This is a genomic window from Clostridium sp. CAG:265 (genome assembly GCF_000436575.1).
Taxonomy (GTDB): Bacteria; Bacillota; Clostridia; order Clostridiales; family Clostridiaceae; genus Clostridium; species Clostridium lentum.
This window is the reverse complement of the sequence record NZ_FR886641.1, coordinates 63,292-87,427: the sequence shown is the minus strand read 5'-3', so window position 1 is coordinate 87,427 and position 24,136 is coordinate 63,292. Positions and strand designations below refer to the sequence as shown.

General features: G+C 29.2%; 22 protein-coding genes. 3 read left to right on the top strand and 19 right to left on the bottom strand.

What is annotated here, in order from left to right:
* Positions 1-27: 27 nt before the first annotated feature.
* Entirely contained in the window at positions 28-1,068 is a 1,041-nt protein-coding gene (locus tag Q5O29_RS10555; RefSeq protein ID WP_022212910.1) for a nucleoid-associated protein, read from the bottom strand.
* Positions 1,069-1,307: 239 nt separating this feature from the next.
* On the opposite strand from Q5O29_RS10555, the gene Q5O29_RS10550 reads away from it, so the two are divergent.
* Together Q5O29_RS10550 and Q5O29_RS10545 are read left to right on the top strand one after the other, a co-directional pair.
* Positions 1,308-2,522: a 5'-3' exonuclease H3TH domain-containing protein gene (locus Q5O29_RS10550; protein WP_022212909.1), complete on the top strand. Its 1,215-nt coding sequence runs from the start codon at positions 1,308-1,310 to the stop codon at positions 2,520-2,522.
* Between the two features lie 14 nt (positions 2,523-2,536).
* On the top strand, positions 2,537-3,094 hold the full coding sequence (locus Q5O29_RS10545) for a class IV adenylate cyclase (protein ID WP_022212908.1): 558 nt from the start codon (positions 2,537-2,539) through the stop codon (positions 3,092-3,094).
* A gap of 104 nt (positions 3,095-3,198) precedes the next feature.
* On the opposite strand, the gene Q5O29_RS10540 is transcribed toward Q5O29_RS10545, so the two are convergent.
* The 10 genes from Q5O29_RS10540 to Q5O29_RS10495 form a co-directional block, all read right to left on the bottom strand.
* Positions 3,199-4,032 (bottom strand): prephenate dehydrogenase, encoded by an 834-nt coding sequence (locus tag Q5O29_RS10540; RefSeq protein ID WP_302623443.1) that lies wholly within the window; start codon positions 4,030-4,032, stop codon positions 3,199-3,201.
* 11 nt (positions 4,033-4,043) lie between these two features.
* On the bottom strand, positions 4,044-5,066 hold the full coding sequence (aroF, locus tag Q5O29_RS10535) for a 3-deoxy-7-phosphoheptulonate synthase (protein WP_022212906.1): 1,023 nt from the start codon (positions 5,064-5,066) through the stop codon (positions 4,044-4,046).
* A 191-nt stretch (positions 5,067-5,257) separates the two neighbouring features.
* A complete protein-coding gene (locus tag Q5O29_RS10530) occupies positions 5,258-6,154 on the bottom strand; it encodes a LysR family transcriptional regulator (protein WP_022212905.1) in 897 nt (298 codons plus the stop codon).
* A 133-nt stretch (positions 6,155-6,287) separates the two neighbouring features.
* Positions 6,288-8,291: an FAD-dependent oxidoreductase gene (locus Q5O29_RS10525; protein WP_022212904.1), complete on the bottom strand. Its 2,004-nt coding sequence runs from the start codon at positions 8,289-8,291 to the stop codon at positions 6,288-6,290.
* A 479-nt stretch (positions 8,292-8,770) separates the two neighbouring features.
* A complete protein-coding gene (locus Q5O29_RS10520) occupies positions 8,771-9,784 on the bottom strand; it encodes a TRAP transporter substrate-binding protein (RefSeq protein WP_022212903.1) in 1,014 nt (337 codons plus the stop codon).
* A gap of 15 nt (positions 9,785-9,799) precedes the next feature.
* A complete protein-coding gene (locus Q5O29_RS10515) occupies positions 9,800-11,089 on the bottom strand; it encodes a TRAP transporter large permease (protein WP_022212902.1) in 1,290 nt (429 codons plus the stop codon).
* Between the two features lie 3 nt (positions 11,090-11,092).
* A complete protein-coding gene (locus tag Q5O29_RS10510; RefSeq protein WP_022212901.1) occupies positions 11,093-11,572 on the bottom strand; it encodes a TRAP transporter small permease in 480 nt (159 codons plus the stop codon).
* 122 nt (positions 11,573-11,694) lie between these two features.
* The gene (locus Q5O29_RS10505; protein WP_022212900.1) at positions 11,695-12,564 is read right to left on the bottom strand and encodes a shikimate dehydrogenase; all 870 of its coding nucleotides are present in this window, start codon (positions 12,562-12,564) and stop codon (positions 11,695-11,697) included.
* A 41-nt stretch (positions 12,565-12,605) separates the two neighbouring features.
* Positions 12,606-13,055 (bottom strand): type II 3-dehydroquinate dehydratase, encoded by a 450-nt coding sequence (gene aroQ / locus Q5O29_RS10500; protein WP_022168655.1) that lies wholly within the window; start codon positions 13,053-13,055, stop codon positions 12,606-12,608.
* Positions 13,056-13,152: 97 nt separating this feature from the next.
* Entirely contained in the window at positions 13,153-14,346 is a 1,194-nt protein-coding gene (locus Q5O29_RS10495; protein WP_022212899.1) for an MFS transporter, read from the bottom strand.
* A 285-nt stretch (positions 14,347-14,631) separates the two neighbouring features.
* Between Q5O29_RS10495 and Q5O29_RS10490 the strand changes: the two genes are divergently transcribed.
* Positions 14,632-15,645: an AraC family transcriptional regulator gene (locus tag Q5O29_RS10490; RefSeq protein ID WP_022212898.1), complete on the top strand. Its 1,014-nt coding sequence runs from the start codon at positions 14,632-14,634 to the stop codon at positions 15,643-15,645.
* A gap of 39 nt (positions 15,646-15,684) precedes the next feature.
* Here the strand turns inward: Q5O29_RS10490 and Q5O29_RS10485 are convergent, their stop codons facing one another.
* From Q5O29_RS10485 to Q5O29_RS10450, 8 genes are all read right to left on the bottom strand, one after another.
* On the bottom strand, positions 15,685-16,191 hold the full coding sequence (locus tag Q5O29_RS10485) for a shikimate kinase (RefSeq protein ID WP_022212897.1): 507 nt from the start codon (positions 16,189-16,191) through the stop codon (positions 15,685-15,687).
* A gap of 12 nt (positions 16,192-16,203) precedes the next feature.
* Positions 16,204-17,016, bottom strand: a complete 813-nt coding sequence (locus Q5O29_RS10480; RefSeq protein ID WP_022212896.1) for a shikimate dehydrogenase — start codon at positions 17,014-17,016, stop codon at positions 16,204-16,206.
* A 33-nt stretch (positions 17,017-17,049) separates the two neighbouring features.
* Entirely contained in the window at positions 17,050-18,135 is a 1,086-nt protein-coding gene (locus Q5O29_RS10475; RefSeq protein WP_302630979.1) for a chorismate mutase, read from the bottom strand.
* Between the two features lie 63 nt (positions 18,136-18,198).
* Positions 18,199-19,275, bottom strand: a complete 1,077-nt coding sequence (gene aroC / locus Q5O29_RS10470; RefSeq protein WP_022212894.1) for a chorismate synthase — start codon at positions 19,273-19,275, stop codon at positions 18,199-18,201.
* Complete coding sequence (aroA, locus tag Q5O29_RS10465) at positions 19,253-20,551, bottom strand: 3-phosphoshikimate 1-carboxyvinyltransferase (protein WP_370545603.1); 1,299 nt, start codon at positions 20,549-20,551, stop codon at positions 19,253-19,255. Before aroA ends, aroC begins: the two co-directional genes overlap by 23 nt.
* Positions 20,552-20,576: 25 nt before the next feature.
* Positions 20,577-21,626 carry a 3-dehydroquinate synthase gene (gene aroB / locus Q5O29_RS10460; RefSeq protein ID WP_022212892.1) on the bottom strand — a complete coding sequence of 350 codons (1,050 nt, stop codon included), beginning with the start codon at positions 21,624-21,626 and terminating at the stop codon, positions 20,577-20,579.
* Positions 21,627-21,827: 201 nt separating this feature from the next.
* Positions 21,828-23,258: a cardiolipin synthase gene (gene cls / locus Q5O29_RS10455; RefSeq protein ID WP_022212891.1), complete on the bottom strand. Its 1,431-nt coding sequence runs from the start codon at positions 23,256-23,258 to the stop codon at positions 21,828-21,830.
* A gap of 188 nt (positions 23,259-23,446) precedes the next feature.
* Positions 23,447-23,989: an NADH peroxidase gene (locus tag Q5O29_RS10450; RefSeq protein WP_022212890.1), complete on the bottom strand. Its 543-nt coding sequence runs from the start codon at positions 23,987-23,989 to the stop codon at positions 23,447-23,449.
* Between the last annotated feature and the right edge of the window lie 147 nt (positions 23,990-24,136).

The window sequence follows — 24,136 nt, the reverse complement described above, 5'->3', positions numbered from 1 at the left end:
TATCATTTTTTATTTTAATTCTTAATATTATTTTTCTATATAATTTATAACATGTTTTATTATCATATTAATACTTCCATCACCATTTCTTTGAATTTCAAATTTGCTATTATCATGATAAGTTTCTTCATCAATATATAAATCAATATCTTTATCAATTTTTAATCTTACACGCTTTAACTTCTTTTCAACCCAAGCCTTATCAACAGATACTTCTTCTTCAATTCCTTGGCCCTTGATAAAAGTAGAAAAATCTTGTTTTGCATTTGGCTCATTATGGAATAATTGAGTAGCTAAATCTTCTATATTAATAGAATCATCTTCTTTTAATCTACTTTTCACAGCTGTTCTTATTTTTTCAGCTTTTACTGCATCTTCTGTTATATTGCTTCTTGTCCATGCTTCTGTAGCTTTTAAAAATGTCTTTGTCATATCTCTATTATTAGCTACCACTGAACATCCTAAGAAATGATTCATGAAATAATTAGCACCATATTCTTCATCATCTTTAGATTTTCTTTGTTTATCTATAACGTATAAATCGAACTTATTCTCTTCTCTTATTGGCTTTATAAATGCAGCTTTTTGAATTCTTTGACCACTACCTGGCAGTCCTGCCATTTGTGGAACTATTCCTATTCCTATTTTATCTTCAACAAAATCTACTTGATGAGTATAGTTTTTAACATAATCCATTTTAAGTATACCTATCATTGGTCCTTGATCTGTTATTAAAGAAACAACAATTAAATCACATGATGGAATATTAGTATTACCATTCATTATGGCAAATAACTGTCTTGCTAGCTCCTTAGAAAGATTCACTATATCATGATCTACACCATTTAAATAATCTTGTACAATTTCTTTAACTATATTTCTTTCTTCATTAAAAACAGCTGTTTTTAATTCTTCATCTTTAAAACATTTTTCAATATGTCTATATAAAAACTTATATATGTCTTCTGTAAGCTCTAAAGTAAATTCATTTAGAACTGGATCAATACCATTACTATCTAAAATATGTATTACTGCTTCTTGAATATTTATATCATTAACGTATTCCATAAATAAACACTCCTTATTTAAATACTTCTACTATTATATAATTATATTTTTTGATTGTATACTTCTACTATTTCCCTTAATGGACACATCCTTTCTTAACTAAATATTATTTTACTTAGTTCATCTTAATGTGTCCACTACTTTATACTAACACCGACTATAGTATTTTTAAACTATAGTTTTTTGTTATAATAGAGGTTATACTTATAATAAAAAAACTATTGTATAAGGAGTATATTATGACTGAAAAATTACTTATTATAGATGGTAGCAGTTTGCTAAGCACTAGCTTTTATGCCACTGCTACTGCTTACTTAATGGCCAAGACTGATGAAGATAAAGAAAAGGCCTTAGAAAGGCTTATGAAAACTTCTGATGGAAGATATACTAACGGTGTATTTCCTTTCATGAGAACGCTTTTATCTTTAATTAAGAAAAACCAACCTACTCACTTAGCTGTAGTATGGGATGTTTCAAGACAAACTTTCAGACAAGAAATTGCTGGTGGTACATATAAAGGTACAAGAAAAGCAACTCCTCATCCATTAAAAGAACAGTTTATTAGTACACAAAACCTTCTTCAAGGAATAATACCTCAATTCTTAAGTGGAAGAGATGATGAAGAAGTTTATGAAGCTGATGACTTTGCTGGCTCACTGGCAAAAAGATTTCAAACTGAAATTCCTGTCTTTCTTCACACAAAAGACGAAGATTATCTTCAATTAGTCGACAGCAACACTAGAGTATGGCTAGGTAGCAGCAAAGCTGATAAGATGTTTGAAGATTTAAATTTAAACAGACAAGAATTTAACGTACCTGATGGCTTCTTTGAATTTACTCTTTCAACTTTAAAAGATATAAAAGGATTAGAGCCATATCAAATAGTTGAATATAAAGCTCTTTGTGGAGATACTTCTGATAATATCCCTGGTGTAAAAGGCGTTGGTGAGAAAGCTGTTATTCCACTACTACAAGAATATGGAACTATTGAAGCTATCTATGAAACAATTGAAAATTTAAGTGCTAAAGAAGAAAAAGAACTTAAGAAATTCTTCAAAGAAAGCTTAGGTATTGGTCGTTCTCCAATTTCTTATATGCTAGCTGATGGTGTAATTGCCTTAGGAAATGGTGATAAAATTAATTATAATGCTATTTTTGATGAAGTTACTGAAGAAGATACTACTTTACAACCTTTATTTGAAGAAAAGCTAGGAAAATTAAAATTCCCTATAAGACTTTCTAATGCTGAAGATATAGAAAAGCTAAAAAATGAAGAAGTATTTGGTGTACAATTATGTGCTAAAGAATCTGCTTTCATGAGTAAAGAGTTAGCTACTATAAAAACTGATATTGAATCAATAGCCCAAGTTAATCTTGATGATATTAAGCTAAATATAGATTATACTGAGCTTAAAAATAGATTATTAGATTTAGAAATTAAAACACTTATATAGTATAGGAGAAATTTATGAAAGAATTAGAAACAAGAATTGTTGATATTGATGTAGAAGATATAAGATCAAAATTATTAGCTCTAGGTGGTGTAAAAGTAAAGTCAGAAGATCAAGTAAATGAGATTTATGATTTTTCTGATGGAAGATTACTGCAAGCTAAAGGATATGCAAGAATAAGAACTATAACTGATAGACTTACTAATAAAGAAACAATCTTTATGACAACAAAAAAAATGATAAGCCAAGATACATTTAAAGTTATGGAGGAAAATGAAACCATAGTTATGGACGCTGAAATGTCTAGAAGAATCTTCTTATCCCTAGGTTTAGAACTTAAAGAATCTATCAAAAAATATAGAGAAAGTTATAAATTAGAAAATTCTCTTGTAGAAATAGATATTAATGATAAGAACTTTTGTCCTTTCCCCTATATTGAAATAGAAACTGATTCTATTGAAAACTTAGAAAAAGTAGTTACTGCTCTTGGATATACACTGGCTGATACTACTTCACAAACAATTTATGATATTCTAGCAGAAAGAGGAATCACCAGTTCAACACCAGGCAGATAAAATAAATTTTTTCATATTTATATGATTCTTTGAATATTCTATAGTGTAAGCAAATATCCTCCTAAAAATATAAAAAACTATGGAAAGACCATAGTTTTTTTATTTTATAATTTTTCTCTTCTTTTAGATGACTTAATAAATAATTTCTCCAACGCTTCCTTATCTTCATCTTCTATACATTTAAGTATCTTATTGAATTCTACCTCAAAAGCTTTCATAGATTTTAATAAATTATTCTTATTGCCTAAAAATAATTGACTCCATAATCCTTCATTAATATTGGCAATTCTCGTTAAGTCTCTATAGCTATCACCAATAAAACTTCCTGTATCTCTTCCTTCTTCATCGCTATTAATAAGAGCAACAGCCAATGCATGAGGAAGCTGACTGGTAAAACCTATCATTTCATCATGGTATTTAGGCGTTATCACCTTAATATGACTAAATCCTAAATCATAAACAACCTTTTCTATTATCTCAATGTTAGATTCTTTATTCTTTTCAGTTATGGTAATTAAATAATTAGCTCCTTTAAAAACCTCATCACTAGCATATTCTATACCCTTTTTTTCTCTTCCAGCCATGGGATGACCAAAGACAAAATCAATATTTTCTGGCAATATACTTAATACTTCATCAATAAACAATTCCTTAATCCCAGTAACATCATTTATTATAGCTCCATCTTTAAAATTATGCTTATTATCTTCTATAAATCTTTTGATTAAATTAGGATATATGCCTAAAATAATAATATCTGCTTCCTTAATTACTTCTTTTCCTTCAACATATCCTTCTTTAATTATGCCTATTTCTTTAGCTTTTTTTAATGTTTCAATATTAGTATCTATACCATAAACCTCTTCATACCCAGCATTTTTCAATGCCATGGCATAGCTACCACCAATAACCCCTAACCCTACTATTACTATTTTCATAAACTCTCTCTTCATAAAAAAACAAGTTTTTTCCCTTCCATTTCTGCTATTACTTTTACCTTCTTCATAAGTTCATCAAAAGCAGCTGGCTTAATTGATTGTTGTCCGTCACTTAATGCACATTGTGGATTATTATGAACTTCTATCATAAGTCCATCTGCTCCAACAGCTATGGCAGCCTTAGCAAGAGGCTCAACTAAATACCAGTATCCAGCAGCATGACTTGGGTCAACTATTATTGGTAAATGTGATAATCTTTTCACTACAGGAATTGCACTTAAATCTAAAGTATTTCTTGTGTAATTTTCATAAGTTCTTATTCCTCTTTCACAAAGAATTACATTCTCATTTCCACCAGCCATGATATACTCAGCAGACATTAACCATTCTTCAATAGTTGCAGCAATTCCTCTCTTAAGAAGTATTGGCTTATTAGTCTTACCTAATTGCTTTAATAAATCGAAGTTTTGCATATTTCTTGCTCCAACTTGAATCACATCAACTCTATCAACAAATTCATCAATATAATCTGTAGACATTATTTCTGTTACTATATTTAACCCTGTTTCTTTTTTAGCAATTTCTAAAAGTTTTAACCCTTCAAGTTCAAGGCCTTGGAAACTATAAGGTGATGTTCTTGGCTTAAAAGCCCCTCCTCTTAAGAAATTAGCCCCTGAGTTCTTAACTGCTCTAGCTATCTCTAAAATTTGTTCTTCACTTTCCACTGAACAAGGACCTGCCATTACGCCAAGATTTCCTCCACCAATTAAAGTGCCATTTACATTTATTATACTGTCATCAGGCTTAAATAATCTATTAGCCTTTTTAAATGGATCTTGTACTTTTAATACTTTTTCTACGCCTTCAAAAGTTAAAATCTTATCTGAATCTATTTTAGAAGAATCTCCTACTAATCCTAAAATACAATATGTACCTCCCTTAGATACATTGACTTCTACGCCATATTTCTCTAAATTACTTTTTACAAAATTAATAGTATCTTCTCTTACTGTAGGCCTCATTACTACGATCATATACTTACCTCCAACTACATCTATTTTATAATTTCAGCTAAATTTTTCGTATCATACTAAAATTCTTCTACCATTATTGTATATATTTTAGCATAAAAAATATGCTAATTATATATTTTCACATTAGTAAATCCCTATTTTTCCATAATATAATGTATTTTTTAGCATAGGAATTTTTTTAAGTTATATTTTTATCCAAGACTATTTTTTCTACAAAACTCTTCAACATACTTTTTAAACATCTTCATTGTTGGACTTTGATATTTATTTTTTAAAGTAGCCATATAAATATACCTTTTATGCTGTGGATTAGATATTGGCAATATCTTCACATTAAAGTATTTTAGTGCTGTAATTTTAGGAACTATTGATATACCATATTTAACTTCCACCAATCCAGCAATGGCATTATTTTCTTCCACTTCACAAATAATATTAGGCTTATTATCAACAGCTTTAAATAATCCATCGATTATCTGCCTTATTCCACTTTTATTACCAAAAGCAATAAATGGATATTCACTTATCTCTGCTAAATCTACCGAACTCTTACTGGCCAAAACATGGTCTTTATCTACTATCACTACTAACTCCTCTTCCATTATAGGTGCAAACTCTATTTCTTCTTCATCTTTAGCTATAGATGAAAATACTATATCATATTTTTCACTTTTTAAATCCTTTAATAAACAGGATGTAGTTCCTTGTCCAAAAGTAAATTTAACTTTTGAATTCCCTTCTTCATTTATAAAGCCATTTACCAACTTAGGTACAAATTCAGGTCCTAAAGTAAATATATATCCCAATTCTACGCTACCAGTTCCTATACCTATTAGCTCTTTAATTCTTTTTTCGCCTTCTTCTAATTCTCCTAATGCTCTCTCTACATATTCATAATATATTTTTCCATATTTAGTAAGTTTAATATTCCTTCCATCTTTTTCAAAAAGATATGTGCCAAGTTCTTTTTCTAAAGTTGACATTGCATGACTTAAACTGGGTTGAGTTATTGCTAGCTCTTCTGCAGCTTTAGTATAATGCTCCATTTTGGCTAATACTCTAAAATATCTTAAATAATTTAAATTCATCTTTTTCTCCACCTATAAAATACAAATAAATATTTATTATATCTGAAATTATAGCACTTTTTAATCCATTATATATATTAATAAAAATAAGCCAATGCAAAATATTAATTTTACATTAGCTTATAACTATATCTTATAATCTTCCTATTCTCTTTAGTGTATCTGTTATATTTCTACCTTCATCAACACCTTCAATAATTCTTCTAGCTCTTACACTATCACCAATATTAACAACTTCTACTCCATTAGAAGCAAATTTTTCTTCTAATTCATTCATTAATGGTGAATAAGCTCTCATTCCTAAACATACAAATCCAAAATCAAATTCTAATTCCTCATCTACACCATCTTTATTAATAATAAAACTATTTGGCTTAACTTCTAATAATGAAGTGTCAACTCTTACGTCAACTTCTTTTTTCTTTAACATAGATAAGAAATCTATCTTACTTATAAAATCTAATCCATTTCCTACTGCTGGCATTCTTTCAACAATTGTTACACGAGCACCTTTATTAGCAAAATATTCAACAACATCAAGCCCAACAGCTCCTCCACCAATTACACCAATCTTCTTACCTTCTAATTTCATTGCTTCGAATTCTTTAATATTTTTTATAAATCCAAAGATAGACATTACTTTTTCATTTTCTTTATCAACTACGTTGTGTAATCCAGTAATTGGAGGTAATAGAGGGTTTGAACCTGTAGCATTTACCACTACATCTGGTTTTAAATTTTCTATTGCTTCTATCGTTGCAGTAGTATTAGTAAATATATATAAATTCTTTAATTTTTTAGCTCTGTTTATTAAATAATCTGGGAAATCATTTATTCTATCTTTAGCTGGAAGTTTTGCTATTTCTCTTGCTAATCCTCCTAAGTATGGCTTAGCTTCAAATAAGAATGTAGTACATCCTACTTCTGCAGCAGTACAAGCTGCTTCAAGTCCAGCTGTTCCTCCACCTATAACTACCACATTAGTAGCCTTGTTTACTTTTAATTCTTTATGAGTATCTCCAAATATTACACTTGGATTAACTGTACATCTTACAGGTCTATTTAATCCAATTCTATGTCCTGAACAAGCAATATTACAAGATATACATTTTCTTAATTCATCTTCTCTTCCACTTTTAACCTTATTAACCCATTGTGGTTCTGCTATAAGTCCACGTCCTATAGCCACCATATCTGCATGTCCTTCTTCAATTATTCTTTCAGCAATCTTAGGATTTCTTATATTTCCTGATGTTATAACTACTTTTTCTGGATACTTTTCTTTTACAGCCTTAGCCATGTATGAACGCCATCCATCTTCTAAATAGTTAGCATCTATTTGATATTGAAGTGAATCATTTAAAGCTGCTGATACATTTAAAATATCTGCATCTTCTTGTAAATATTCTAGCATTTCTAAAGAATCTTCTAATGTATTTCCACCTTCAACTAACTCTTCCGCACTAAATCTAAAACTTATTGGAAACATTGGTCCTACAGCTTCTCTTACAGCTTTTAAAACTAATCTTGCAAATCTAGTTCTATTTTCAACACTTCCACCAAATTCATCAGTTCTTTTATTATACACAGGTGATAAGAATTGACATAGTAAATATGAATGTCCACCATGAATTTCAACAGCATCAAAACCTGCAATTTGAGCTCTCTTAGCAGCTTCTGCATATTTATGTACTATTGCATGTATTTCTTCTATTTCTAAAGGTCTTGGCACTGCCCCTCCAGTTTTTGATGGTATATTAGAAGATGATACTGGAGTATTTCCCTCTATTCTACCTGGAACTGCTGAAGCACCTGAATGATTAATTTGAATAGCTACAGACGCACCCTGTCTATGTAACCTTTCTGTTAATTTAAATAAATTTGGAATATATCTATCATGATCTAATCTTATTTGAGTTGTACCGTTTGATCCTAAAGGAAAGTCTACACAAGCATTTTCAACTATAATAAGACCTGTTCCACCTTCTGCTCTTTTTTCATAATATGTTATATGCTCATCAGTAAAATCTCCCATAGCTCCACCATAATTTGTTCCCATAGGAGGCATTGCTACTCTATTTCTTACTGTCATATGTTTAATTGTTATAGGACTTAAAAGGTTTTTGTAATTATTCATATATATCTCCTAACTATAAATTTATTTATCATTATCTTTGCTTATAAATATTGCTAAATCATTAATTTCTTCATTGAAATAATTGTTATTTTAATCACGTTAATTATTTAACGTTATATTTATTATATTGTACCTTTCATCACTATTCCAATTGATATTAAGCACATTATTTATAGATATATTCTATAGATTACTTATTAACACCTAATTTTTGTCTATAAATTGCCAATTTCATTTTATTCTTATAATAGCAATAAAAATAGGAGTAGCTAAAACTTACTACTCCCCTTTTTCAAATTAAAATATATTTTTTATATATTTTAATAAATATTTTCTATATGATATGACTATCATTATTCTTCTTACATTTTTTTAATCATTTAGAATTTAATGCATTTATTATTAATTTATATGTTAAAAATTTAATTTTTCTTTTTTCAATCTTCTCTTTTTATAAATATTTTTAATATTTATAAAAACTATTTCTCAATATATAAATCCACTAATTCACCACCAACTATATTTCTAATACTATTATAAATTTCTTCACTGGCATTTAGCATTTTATTTCTTAGCTCATCAGAAACTTTTATTATCTCTGTTCCACTCTCTTTAATAACATCTATTTTTTCAGATACTCTTACATCAGAAGCTTCTCTTGCATATTTAATAGCTACTTCCGATGCAGCATCTATTATTTCCCTTTGTTCTTTAGTTAATTCTTTATAAAACTCTTCACTAACTATTAATGATATTAAATGTGCTAAATGATTGGTTTCAACAATATATTTCTGTTGCTCATACAATTTATTAGATACAATTACTTCATAAGGATTTTCTTGTGCATCTATAGTATTTTGTTGAAGTCCTATATAAACTTCACTGAAAGTCATTGGTGTAGCACTTGCTCTTATAGCCTTCCAAAACTCTATATGATTAGTATTTTCCATTGTTCTAATCTTTTGACCCTTAAAATCACTTATATCTTCTATGAGCTTATTAGTAGACATAACTCTGAAACCTTGATCAGCATATCCCATAAGTTCATACCCTGAATTTCTATAAGCCTTCTTCATAATTGATAAAAACTCCTTATTATCAACTACGCTTCTAACTTCACTGATATCTGAAAATGCACAAGGTAAATCAAATATTGCTGCTTCTTTAATAAAAGAAACCTGTGGTGCTGTATTTTGAACTACAAAGGGGATATCTCCATCCTTGCAACTTTCTAAAAGTTCTCTATCTCCACCTAATATACTATTAGAATATACTTCTATACGCATTTTTCCTTCACTAAGCCTATCTACTTCTTCTGCAAATTTTTCTGCTAATATCTGCGTTACAGTGTCTTCTGGGCTTGCTGTAGCAATTGGCCATGCATATGTTTGTACCTGTTCATCTTTTGATGCTGTACTGCATCCTGTTAAACATACAGTTAGTATCATTCCAAGTAAAAAACATAATATTTTTCTTTTGCTTCTTTTCCTCATGACATACCTCCATTTTTATAACAGCATTAAACTTATTGATGGTATAAATGTAAATAATAATAATGCAATTAAGAAACAAATAATCATAGGAATAGATTTTTTAGCTATATCCATAACTGGCACATCAGTTAAGGAGCTTGCCACAAAAAGATTAATTCCTATTGGTGGTGTAATAAAACCTATAGCTAAATTTACAATCATAATTACTCCAAATTGAATTGGATTTACACCTATAGCAGTAACTATTGGTAATAATATAGGTGTTAATATAAGAATTGCTGGAGTGGTGTCCATAACCATTCCAACTGCTAATAACACTAAATTTATCACTAATAATATAATTATTTTATTACTAAAATTAGTTAATATCCATTCACTTACAATTTGTGGCACCTGCATTAATGTTAAAACTCTTGAAAAAGCAACTGATGTTGCTAAAATAAATAATATTGGCGCAAAAGTCCTTATGGTTTCAACACAAACATCAAATATCTCTTTAATCTCAATACTTTTATATATAAAAACACTAAGAATTAATGCATAAAATACAGATATAACAGCTGCTTCTGTTGGTGAAGCCACTCCTGAATAAATACATCCTAAAATAATTATAGGTGATAATAAAGCAAAAAAGCTTTCCTTTAATAACTTAAACAAACCATTTTTTCTTAATTCACCTGTTACCTTATTAATTTTTTCTCTATCTTCTCCATACTTCTTACAATATACAATTGAATATATCATTAATAAAGCTGCAATAATTACTCCTGGAATTATTCCTGCCATAAATAAATCACTTACAGATTCTCCTGTTGTTGTCCCATACATTATAAATGGTATACTAGGTGGAATAATAACCCCTAACCCTCCTGCCACTGCAACAATTGCTGTAGCAAATTTTTTATCATACCCAAGTTCACACAAAAACGGAATAGTCATACTTCCAACAGCTGCTACTGTTGCAGGTGCTGAGCCTGATATGGCACCATAAAATAAACAGGTTACAATTACTGCACATGGAATACCTGCCGTAAATTTTCCTAAAAAATAAGAAAAAACATTAAAAAGCCTTTTTGATATTCCTCCTCTAGCCATCAATATTCCAGAGAATATAAACATTGGCACTGCTAAAAGAGGAAAGCTATCCAAACCTCCAAACATAGATCTAACTATATACTTAGCACTTACTGTAAATGAAGAATCTAGTATACCTGGTAATATTGATACAATTCCTAAAGATATTGATATTGGTATTGCTATCATCAAACATATAAAGAATATTAAAAATATAACCCCTGTCATCATATACTAAACCTCCCTAATAAATTTTAATTCTTCTATCCATCTTTGTATAATCCTTATAGAGACTAGTATAAAACTAAATAATGGTGCAGCCTGTATATAATACATTGGAATACCACAAGCAGGACTTGTTTGTCCACTAACTACGGCTGATTTTAAATAAAGATAAGCATATGGAATTAAAAATAAGAAAAATATTATTTCTATTGTATGATTTACTAACTTAATCATTGCTTTTCCTCTCTTAGGAAAGATAGATGTAAATTGTTCTATTTTTATAGATATACATTTTTTTGTGCAATAACTTACACTAATGAACCCTGACCATATAAATAAATATCTAGTTATTTCTTCCGACCAAGCTAATGAATTACCTAATAAATATCTAGTAAATACCTGTATACCCATTATTAAAGTCATGGCTAATAAAAGAATAACTAGAATAAACTCTTCAAAGTTATCATCTAACCATTTAATTATCTTCATAACTGTTATTCTCCTTTACTTTTCTTTTGTAATATTACCATATTATTTCATTCATTGACAAAAGAGTTGTTAAAAAAAACTTCCTAAAAAAGTCAGTTTAATAACAACCCTTCTAAACATTATTATTTAATATCTAGTTTTTCTTTCATATATTCTATTGGCATGTCTTCTCCTGTCCACATCTTAAATGCTGCAGCTCCTTGGAATAACATCATACCAAGACCATTCATAGTTTTACATCCAACTTCTTTAGCCATTCTTAACAATTCAGTTTCTCTTGGATAGTAAACAACATCTGAAACAATAAGATCTGGTCTTAAGAATGATTTATCTGGAATATAAGTTTGTCCTTCTAACGGCTTCATTCCCATCCCTGTAGCATTAGTGAAAAGATAGCTGCTTGCTATTTCTTCTTTTAACTTATCTAAATCTGCTAAATCAAATAATTGTGCTTTACAATTAGTTTTTTCATTGATTTTTCTTACAGTTTCTTCTGCGTTTGCCCAAAATTCATCTTTTCTATTAAATATAGAAATTTCTGCAACTCCATCTAAAGCTGCTTGTATTTCTATTGCAGTAGCAGCTCCCCCTGCTCCTACTATTGTCATTTTCTTACCAATAACATCTACACCATTATCTTTTAAAGACATCATATATCCTGTACCATCTGTTATATGACCAGTTAATACACCATCTTTATTTACTATTGTATTAACAGCACCACACATTTCAGCTGCTGGAGATAATTTATCTAAATATTTGTGTACAACTGTCTTATTTGGCATAGAAACATTAGATCCAACTAATTTTAAAGATCTTATTCCTTGAACAGCCCCTTCTAAAGAATCATTATCTACTTCAAATGCTAAGTATGCATAATCTAATCCTAATTTAGCAAATGCTGCATTATGCATTGCTGGTGAACTTGAATGACGTATTGGATAAGCCATAAGCCCTATTAATTCAGTATGTCCTGTAATTCTCTTTTCCATTACTTTAATCTCCTTAATATAAAAGCATTAAATAAATTTAATTAGTCATTATTTCCTCTAAATATATCATCAAAAGCTCTTAGTCCTAAAGTATAAACTGATGAACCAAGACCAACTATTATTCCTGAAGCTATTGGTGATATAACTGAGTGATGTCTGAATTCTTCTCTAGCATGTACATTTGACATGTGTAATTCAATAACTGGGCACTCTAACATTCTAAGTGCATCTCCTATAGCATGGCTGTAATGAGTCCATGCACCAGCATTTAACATAACTCCATCATATCCTTCTAAATATGCTTCATGAATTTTATCAACAAATTCACCTTCATTATTAGTTTGGAAGTTTGTAACTTCTATATCTAATTCCTTTGCTAAATCATCAACTTTTTTATTAATTCCATCTAAAGTTATTGTTCCATATTGCTTTGGATCTCTTTTACCAAACATATTATGATTAACACCATGTAATAACATTACTTTTTTCATTATAATTCATCCTCTCTTTGTCTATATATACTTTGTGTTTTATCTAAAAATTCAACTTCCTTAAGATTATCATAAGGAAGTGAAATTTCAATCTTTTTTATTTATTCATTAACATATTATATCTTATATTAACTACTATTGATGCTATTATACTAACTACAGCTAATACTGCTGATACTAATAATGTGTATTGAACACCAAATTTGCTAGTTACTGTTCCTGCTATAGCAGTTATACTGAATGCACATAATGCACCTGCTATCATAATCATACTTACAGCTTTAGCTTTTGAAGCTGGGAAAAGGTCAGACATTACAGAAACTAAAAATTGTAACACTCCACCAGCACATGTTGCACCAATTAGGAAACCTCCTATTTGTGCTACTATTGGACTTGGTACAAAATACATCCATAATAATGTTGCTAATGATAATGCTGGATATACTACTATCATTCTAACTGGTTTAATCCATTTAACTAAAACAACATTTAGGCATACTGCAAATATTGAACCTAATGCATAGTTTGATCCAATCTTACCTGCTGCTGCTTCTGTCATATTTAAGAATGTCATTCCATAATCTTTATTTATATTTAAAAATACTTGGAAAGTTGCTGTAGCTGTATATCCCATTATAATTAAAGCTACTCCTTCAATCCAAAAATTAGATTTAACTTGTACAACATCTGCTGCTGTTTCTACTTTAGCTTCTCCTACAGTTGCAAAAGGAAGCTTAGTTAATAATAATGATATAATTGCTAATAATACTATACAAATTACAAATGTCCATCCAAACCATAATCCATTAGATGCCCAGAAAGTAACCATTACTGGCAAAATATATTGTGCTATTGCTATACATAACTTTGATAAAATACTTGCAAGCCCTGATGATTGCACCAATATTTCCATAACTGCAGGAAGTACTCCTGAATCTAAGAATCCATTAGCTACACCAGCTAATATTGCTACAAAGAAAGCTACTGTTGTATTTGGTGCCAATAATATTCCCCCAAAGAATCCTATATACACTAAACACCCTATAATAACAGTAAGTCTTCTACCAAACTTATCTGAAATTGCTCCTGAAAAAGGATACGTAATTAATCTTCCTATACCTAATGCAGATATTACATAAAGTACTCCTGCTGCATCAGTATTCCATAAAACTTGAAATGATTTAGTATTTTGTGATAATATTGCTGCACCAAAACCATGTACAAAGAAACTTAAATATAGTACAAAAGCTGTTGGATACAAACTTTTCATTGATTTATTTTGCTCTTTCATTTTTATTCCCCTTCTCAATTGAATGTATATTTTTTAACAATTCACTTTAGAATTCTTCTGTCATCTTATGTATTTATTATATTATTAATTCAAAATTTTGAACACTAATTATATTACATTGTTAAAAAATTATCTTGCTATTTGTTAATGATTTAACTACGATTTTAAGGGGTTTTTATGATTTTAAGCTATATTATCTTGCTTTTTTCCATAATTTTATTGTAATATATAGAAGTTTAATTATATAATTGTCTTGAAAATTAATAATTTAGGAGAGTATTTTTTATGTTTTCTTATGACTTTACACCAAAAGATAACAATATATTTGAAGACAATAAACAACCAAAACTTTTAAGACTTTGTCATAATTTTAATAATCCTGGTTGGGTATATAATTATCACTTACATAAAAATGCTACTGAAATAGTGTATATTGCCGATGGAAAAGCTGAGTATACCGTAGATATGAATACATTCACATTGGAAAAAGGTCAAATTCTTATTATGGAAAAAGGCGTTCTTCATTCCATAACTTCTGATAAAGATTATCCTGCTGATGCTTGGACATGTATTATAGGTAATTACAAAATTACTTATAATACTGAAGATGTTATGCTTTTACCTAATAAAACATTTCATATAATGAATGCTGGAATTCATGAGGATTTTATAAAAAATACATTTAAGGAAATATATAATCTTTGCTTAAATAATAATTCTATTTCTCATGGTGTTTGTGATATTTTAGCCACTTCATTAACTTCAACTCTTTATCATTTAATTCCTCATGAAGAAGAATCATCTGAAAATAATCACTCTTCATTTATAAGAGATGTACTTGTATATATAAGTGAGCATTATACTGAAAAAATAACCTTAAAGAAACTTTCTGAGGTTTTTCATATAAGCACTGGTCATATAAGCCATTCTTTTACTAAAGAATATGGTGTTTCTCCAATAAACTATGCCATTGATTTAAGAATTTGCGATGCCAAGCTTATGCTTATAAATAGCACTGAATCTTTAGTATCTATTGCAAGAAAAGTTGGATATGATAATCCAACGCACTTCACCAATATTTTTACTAACAGAGTAAACTGTTCCCCTACTGAATATAGAGAATTTCATAATAAAAAGAATAATTATAATTTTGTTGATGATTCTAGTACTAGTTGTATTAATATAAATATTGATAATTCCTTAAAAGAAGTTCATGAATTAAAGAAAGATTTTGAAAAAATCAAGGAAGAAAATGAAATTTTGCAAAAAGCAATGTCCATATTAGCAAGAAAAAATTAATGGAAGCTCACAAATTAGCTTCCATTTCATTTTTTTATTTTATTCATTATTAATTATAGTAATTATAGTATTAACCAATTCATCTAATGTTTTATCATTTTCAACTCTATAATGACATTGATTTTTATATAAATCATATCTTTCATCATGTAATCTATAAAGAATATTTGGGCCATTTACCAAAAGTGGTCTATTTTTTATCTCAACATCACCTACAATATTATCTACAGGTCTATCTAAAAATATTATTATAGAATTATCATGAAATGCTTTCATATTTTCTTGCTTTTTAACAGCACCACCACCAGAAGCTATTACTGTTTTTCTTTTATTACTTAAAGCTTTGCAAGCCTTTGTTTCACAACTTCTAAAATATTCTTCACTTACAGCAAAAAGTTCAGGTACTGTCTTACCTGTGGACTCAATTATAAAATCATCCATATCTATAAAATCATAATTAATCTTCTGTGCAAGCATCTTTCCTACAGTGGTCTTTCCACAGCCTGTTAATCCTATTAAGACTATATTCTTTTCTTTATTATTCATTTACTTACCCCACTAAAAATCTTTCTTCAATTCATTATAAATAATATTTATGATTTCTTTATCTATTTCAATTTGGTGAAAGATTTCTTCTGCTTTTACAGCCTGCCCTACTAACATATATAATCCACCAATTGAAATCTTTCCTAAACTTCTTGCTCTTCTTAATATTTCTGTTTCTGTAGGATTATATACTATATCAACTACCGCTTGAAATTTTTCTATAATTTCATCTCCCACAGCAGATACACCTACTTTTGGATACATACCTACCGGCGTAGAATTTACCAATAAATATCCATTAAGCTTTGCCAACTCATCATAATTAATAAGCTTAACTCTTTTATCCTTGCTATTCTCTGAACTATATTGTGGATATCTACTTACTATATATACTTCTTCAGCCCCATCATCTAAAAGTACCTCCCTAATAGCTTTACTAGCACCACCACTACCTAAAATAACCGTTCTTTTGCCTTTTACATCTATATTTGCTATTTTTAAAGTACTATGAAAGCCAAAATAATCAGTATTATAACCCCAAAGCTTTCCATCTTTATTAACTACAGTATTTACTGCCCCAATATTCTTTGCTTCATCAGAAATATAATCTAAGAAAGGCATAACTTCTTCCTTATATGGAATGGTTACATTAAATCCTCTTATATCTAAAGTTTTCACTCCATCAATGAATTTCTGCATATTTCCTCTTGGCAGTTCAAACTTTTTATAAGCTCCTTCCACATTAATTAGTTCCATTATTCTTTTATTTATTATAGGAGAATACGTATGTGGGAGCTTTTCTCCTAACACGCCTAAAAATTCCATTACAATGCCCCCTTTTTTAATTTTTTATTTTTTCTATTCTTTGCTTTTATAATTTCCTAATAATTTAAAGTATCTGCTTTTTTCTTGAATTAATGATATTGCATTTTTCACTTCTGCATTATTAAGATTTCCTTCAAAGTCTATATATAATACATATTTCCATGGCAAGTTGCTTATTGGTCTTGATTCTATCTTTTTAAGATTTATATTATTTTCTGAAAAATGCCTTAAAAGTTTATATAATGTTCCAGCTTCATCCTCTAGTGAGAATACTATACTTACCCTATTAGAAAATTTATCATATTCTAAATTTTTGCCAATAACAATAAACTTAGTGGTATTTTCTGATTCATCATTGATATTACCTTTAACAACTTCAAGTCCATATCTCTTAGCTGCTCTTTCACTGGCAATAGCTACTTTTGATTTTTCCCCTGTTTCCCAGACATACTTTACACTTAAAGCTGTGTTATGATATGGTATTTGAATCCATTCTTTATGCTCCTTTAAAAACTCACTACTTTGAGCAAACCCTTGCGGATGAGAATATACTTCCTTTATATCTGATATCTTTGTACCCTTTAATCCAATTAAATTTTGTCTTACTTTTACACATTGTTCTCCTACAATATAAAAGCCATAATCCTTCATTAAATCATATACCACTGTAATGGCACCTGTTGATGAGTTTTCCACTGGTAATACACCATAATCTATCTCACCATTTTTTAAAGCATCAAATACATCTTCAAATTCATCATAAAATACCATACCTTTTTCTTCACCAAAATAGCTTATTTTTGCTTCTTCACTGAAAGAACCTTCTACACCTTGTACTCCTATCTTTAATTGACCCATTATACTTTGCTGAAGTTCTCTACTGGTCGTCATCATATCATTTAAAAATTTTTCAGCATAGTTACTATAATCTTTATTTTTAAGTCTTTTTAAATTCTTCTCAATAACAGCATTTTCTCTAGCTCCATTAAAAATTGGAAGATTTCTTTCCATCTTGTATTTTGCCACATTTAACACAACATCCATTCTTTTTTCAAAAAGCTCGATAATCTGTTTATCTATATCATCTATTTCATCTCTTAACTTATCTATATCTAACACTGAAATACCCCTTCCTATCAATTAACTACCACCGCTAACATCCATGAAATGATTAACTTAGATTTAATTTTCAATTAAATCTAAAATTCCTATTGCTGTTGCTGCTTCTATTACAGGAAGTGCTCTTTGAACTATACATGGATCATGTCTACCATTTACCTCTAAAACTGTTTCTTCCCCTGTATTGATATTTACAGTATTTTGTGACTTTAATATGGACGATGTAGGCTTTATTGCAACCTTAAATATAACTGGCATGCCATTAGTTATTCCGCCTAATATACCACCATTATTATTGGTCTTAGTCAAAACCTTTTCTCCTGAAAAATACATAGAATCATTAGCCTGACTTCCTCTCATTTGAGTAAGCTCAAACCCTCTACCAAATTCAATGCCTTTTACTGCTGGTATAGAAAACATTAAGTGTGCTAAAGTAGATTCCACTGAATCAAAAAATGGATTACCTATTCCAGGCTCTATCCCAAGAACTGCACACTCAACAGTACCACCAATTGAATCTAACTCTTCCTTAGCTAGCAGTATCTCTTTTCTCATAGCTTCTTCTTTCAATTCATCCATTAATGGTAACTCTTTTGACATATATGAATTAATAAAACCTTCCGTAATTTTTTCATCTAAAAAGCTTTTATCTTCAATTGTACCAATAGATTTTATATGAGATACTATCTTAATTCCCTTTGCTTCTAATATCTGCTTACATATTGCTCCTGCAAAAACAATAGATGCTGTTATTCTTCCTGAAAAATGACCACCACCTCGATAATCATTAAAACCATTATATCTAATCTTCCCTGTATAATCAGCATGACCAGGCCTCATTATATCTTTAAGCTTTCCATAATCCTTAGACTTAGTATTATTATTTCTTATGATGGCACAAAGAGGAGTTCCTGTAGTCTTTCCCTGAAAAAATCCACTTAATATCTCTGGTTCATCAGCTTCTTTTCTTGGCGTTGATAAATTATTCCTACCAGGAGCTCTTCTTTTCATCTCAGATGATACTTTATCTAAATTTATTTCAAAACCTGGTTCAAGTCCATCTATATTAATTCCTATGGCATTACCATGAGATTCTCCAAAAATAGATATCTTGATTTTATTTCCCCACATTCCACTCACTTGCTATACCTCCTAATCTTCTGTAATCATCAAAAAATGATGGATATGATTTACTTATACATTCATAATCCTTTAATATAATAGGCTCCTCACATCTTGTAGCTGCAATTGCTAAAGTCATTGCTATTCTGTGATCTTTCCAACTCCACACCTCTACTCCACCTTTTAAAGTTTCTACACCTTCAATAATAAGCCCATCTTCTTTTTCTTCTATTTTAGCACCTAGCTTAGTAAGTTCCGATGCTACAGCCTTTAATCTATCACATTCCTTAATTCTAAGCCTACCAGCCTTTATAATCTTAGTAGTCCCTTGTGCTAAAGCCGCTACCACCGATAATACAGGAATAATATCTGGGCACTGAGAACCATCTATTACAGTGGCTTTTAAACCTATATTTTTTACTGGAACAATTCTATTTTTACTTTTATTCCATTGTATTGACATTCCCATCCTTGCTAAAATATCAAGAGCTTCCTTATCACCTTGTGCTGAGTTTGCCAACACATCATCTATTTCCACTTTATTACCTATGGAATTTGCCGCTAAGAAAAATGTAGCTTGAGAATAATCACCTTCTACCCTATAATTTCTTGCTTTATATTGCTGATTACCTTTAATAATAAATTCTTTATAATCATTATTTATTATTTCTATACCAAAATCCCTTAATGCAGATAATGTTAAATCTATATAACCTTTTGATTCCATTTCTGTTGTTATTATTATTTTTGAATCCCTATTAATTAAAGGTAAGGTAAATAATAATCCAGTTATAAATTGAGAACTGATATTTCCAGCTAAATAATATTCTCCTCCTTTTAAGGTACCTTCTAATTGCAGATTTAAAATACCTTCCTCAAAAGAATACTCTATATTATCCTGCTCAAATATTTCGTAAAATGTATTTAATGGTCTTTTTCCTAAATTACCTCGGCCTATAAACTTCTTTTTTCCTGGAATCAATAAAGAAATTGGTACTAAAAATCTTAAAGTTGAACCTGATTCATTGCAATCAATAATCTTTAACTCTTTATTATCTTCATTATGATTTATTCCCTGAATCTCTATATAATTTTTATTCTGATAAATCTTAGCTCCCAATGCTTTCATTGCTTCCATAGTGGCAATAATATCATCTGAAAAATCAATATTTTCTATTTTAGAGACTCCCTCAGAAAGACTTGCACAAATGATTGCCCTATGAGCCATACTTTTTGAAGGAGGTACTTTTACATTCCCCATAAGCCTCATATTTCCTACTTTTAAATCAGCCACAAAAATTCCTCCATTATTTAAATTATCAATTTTCAAAATAGCCTTTGTTACTTTTTACTATTTCTGCATTTCCTATTTCTTTAAGTAAAATTAAATTAAGGTCATTGCCTAAGTTCTTCTTATCTAGTTCAATGCTGTGAATAACCTCTCCCATATTGATATCCATTTCATAAGGAAGCTTATTCTTTTTAAGTATTTCTTTAATCTTCTCTGCCGAACCTTTTTTCGTAAAACCCTTTTCTTCGCTTATTTTTGTTATTTCATACATACCAATAGCTACAGCTACTCCATGGGTATATTTTGAATAGTTATAATACTGTTCTATGGCATGACCTAGTGTATGACCAAAGTTTAATAACATTCTTTCACCCTTATCTTTTTCATCTCTTTCTACTGTAAGCTTTTTAATGTTGCAACAAGTATAAATTATCTCTTCAATATTATCCATAAGCTTTCCTTTACTATCTAAGCTATTTAAAAAATCAAAAAACTTCTTATCTTTAATGCATCCATATTTAATTACTTCAGCCATTCCATCAGTAAAGAATTCATCACTTAGAGTATTTAATACTTCTGGATCAATAAAAACTGCTATTGGATGATAAAAGCTTCCTACAAGATTTTTACCTCTTGCTAAATCAACAGCTACCTTTCCACCAACACTACTATCTACTTGTGCTAAAAGAGAAGTAGGCACTTGAATAAATTTAATTCCTCTCAAGTAAGTTGAGGCTGCAAATCCTCCAATATCACCTATTACTCCACCACCTAGAGTAATAACTATATCACTTCTTGTTAATTTAAAATCTAACATTTCATTGTATATTTTAGGTAATGTACTAAAGGACTTACTATGTTCTCCCGCTTCAAGAGCCATTAATCTTACATCATATCCTTCTGCTTTCAAGCTATTTACTATTTTATTTCCGTAATAATTATTTACATTATCATCTGTTAAGATAAAAATTTTCTTTCCTTTATATAGTTCTTTTATTTTATATTGAATATTATTAATTAATCCCTTTTCAATAATGATAGGATAACTTCTTTTAATTAAATCAATTTTTAATTCCAATAAAAACGCCACCTCAATAAAAATTAAAATGAAGAATTAAAAATGAATTTTTAACTATCCATTCTTAATTATTCATTTATCTATACACATAAATATAATTTTATATTATCATAAATAGTAAAATACATAAAATAATCTAATGTTCTGAGATTACTCCTATATTTCACCACCTATAGGCACCTCTTATAAATACTTTTCAAATTATAGAATAGGTGATACTAGCTTAATTAAAGATTCTTTTATTCTTAATACCCTACTTCTTTTTTCATATGCTTCTTTTGTTACAAATGTTGAGAATTTTTGATCATTTAAAAATATTTTCGATTGTTCCTTAGCCACTACTCCATCATATATAAAAGCATTAACTTCAAAATTCAATCTAAAGCTTCTATTATCCATATTGGCTGTTCCTATACTACTAACAATATCATCTGACACTATTGTTTTGGAATGAATAAAACCATTATTATATCTATATATTTTCACCCCATAATCTATTAAGTTAGCTATATTAGCACTTAATACCCACTCCATAAAGAAATGATCTGGCTTATCAGGAACAATAATTCTCACATCAACACCTGATAATGCCGATATTCTTAGAGCTTCCAAAATCGGTTCATCAGGAACTAAATATGGTGTCTGAATATATACATACTTTCTAGCATTATTTATTATTTTCATATAAGCAATTTTTATATATTCATCCATATGATCTGGTCCAGAAGATACTATCTGCATACCTACACGTCCATACTCCTTAGGCTTAGGAAAATATTTTATTATATTATCAAAATTTTCATTAGAAGCATAATCCCAATCTAAAATAAATCTTTTATTTAACTCATTTACAGCTTGCCCTTTCACTTTTAAATGAGTATCTCGCCAGAATTTAAATTGATGTCCTCTATTAACATATTCATTTCCTACATTAAATCCACCTACATATCCTATTTCACCATCAATAATTACAATTTTTCTATGATTCCTATAGTTGATTCTTGTATTTATTCTTGGAAATGCCCCTGGAAAAAAGATACTAAATTTTATTCCTAAACTCTTAATATATCTTATTTCTTTTTGCTTTAAATTTTTAGAGCCCATTCCATCTACTAAAAGCCTTACTTCAACATCCTCATCCACCTTTGATTTTAACTCATCTATAATAGCTTTTCCTAAGTCATCAAATCTAAAAATATAGTATTCAATATGTATAAAGCTTTTAGCTGACCTAATATCCTTAATTAAATCCTGAAATTTCTTTTCACCACTTATATATGTTTTCACTTCATTACCTGTAGTGTAAATTGATCCACATTGATTATAATTCATTAAGATTAAATCACTGTATTCATCTTGAAGTTCCATCTTTATTCCATGAATCTCCTGCATTTCTTCTAATCCAGCAGCTCTAGTCTTATCAATTATTTTCTTTTCTCTAAATATTTTCTGTCTACTTAAATTCTGTCCTAAAAGTAAATAAACAATAAATCCTACTCCAGGAATAAGCAGCAAAATTAATAACCAAGCCCATGTAGTAGTTGGATCTTTTCTTTCAATAAAAATCAAAGAAAATACAGATATCATATTAACTAACATTAGTAATATAGCTACAGCAATATAAAATTGCACTTTTATTCCCCCTTAGCATTTGGTTTTATATAATATTTTTATTATATACTTTAATTAATTTATATTATACTAATAAGGAATATAAAACCTCAAATTTATTAATATTAAAAAAGGAATTCAAATTAGAATTCCTTTTTCATCATCTTATATCAAATTAATTTGATATAACTCTATATTCATTTATTTTTTTATTTAAAGTATCTGTTTAATAATCCTTGGAATGCTTTTCCGTGTCTAGCTTCGTCTCTAGCCATTTCGTGAACTGTATCATGAATTGCATCTAAGTTAGCAGCTTTAGCTCTCTTAGCTAAATCGAACTTACCTTCAGTTGCTCCATTTTCAGCTTCAATTCTCATTTCTAAGTTTTTCTTAGTTGAATTAGTAACAACTTCTCCTAATAATTCAGCAAACTTAGCAGCATGTTCTGCTTCTTCGTAAGCAGCTTTTTCCCAGTATAATCCTATTTCTGGATATCCTTCTCTATGAGCAACTCTTGCCATAGCTAAGTACATACCAACTTCACAGCATTCTCCTTCAAAGTTTGCTCTTAAATCAGCCATTATGTCTTCTGAAGCTCCTTGTGCAGCTCCTACTTCGTGTTCTGCAGCCCAAGTCATTTCTCCTGTTTGTTCTTTGAACTTATCAGCTCCTACGTGACAAACTGGACATTCTGCTGGTGCAGCTTCTCCTTCATGAATATATCCACATACTATACATACAAATTTCTTCATAATTTTATTCCTCCTAAAATCTTTTATATATTTTTAAATTTATATATCTACTTTGAATAATTACTCTTCTGTTTCTTGTAAGTAACCTTACACTTATTATTATATAATAATTATTATTAATTACAAGCCCTTTTTTAAAAATTTTTT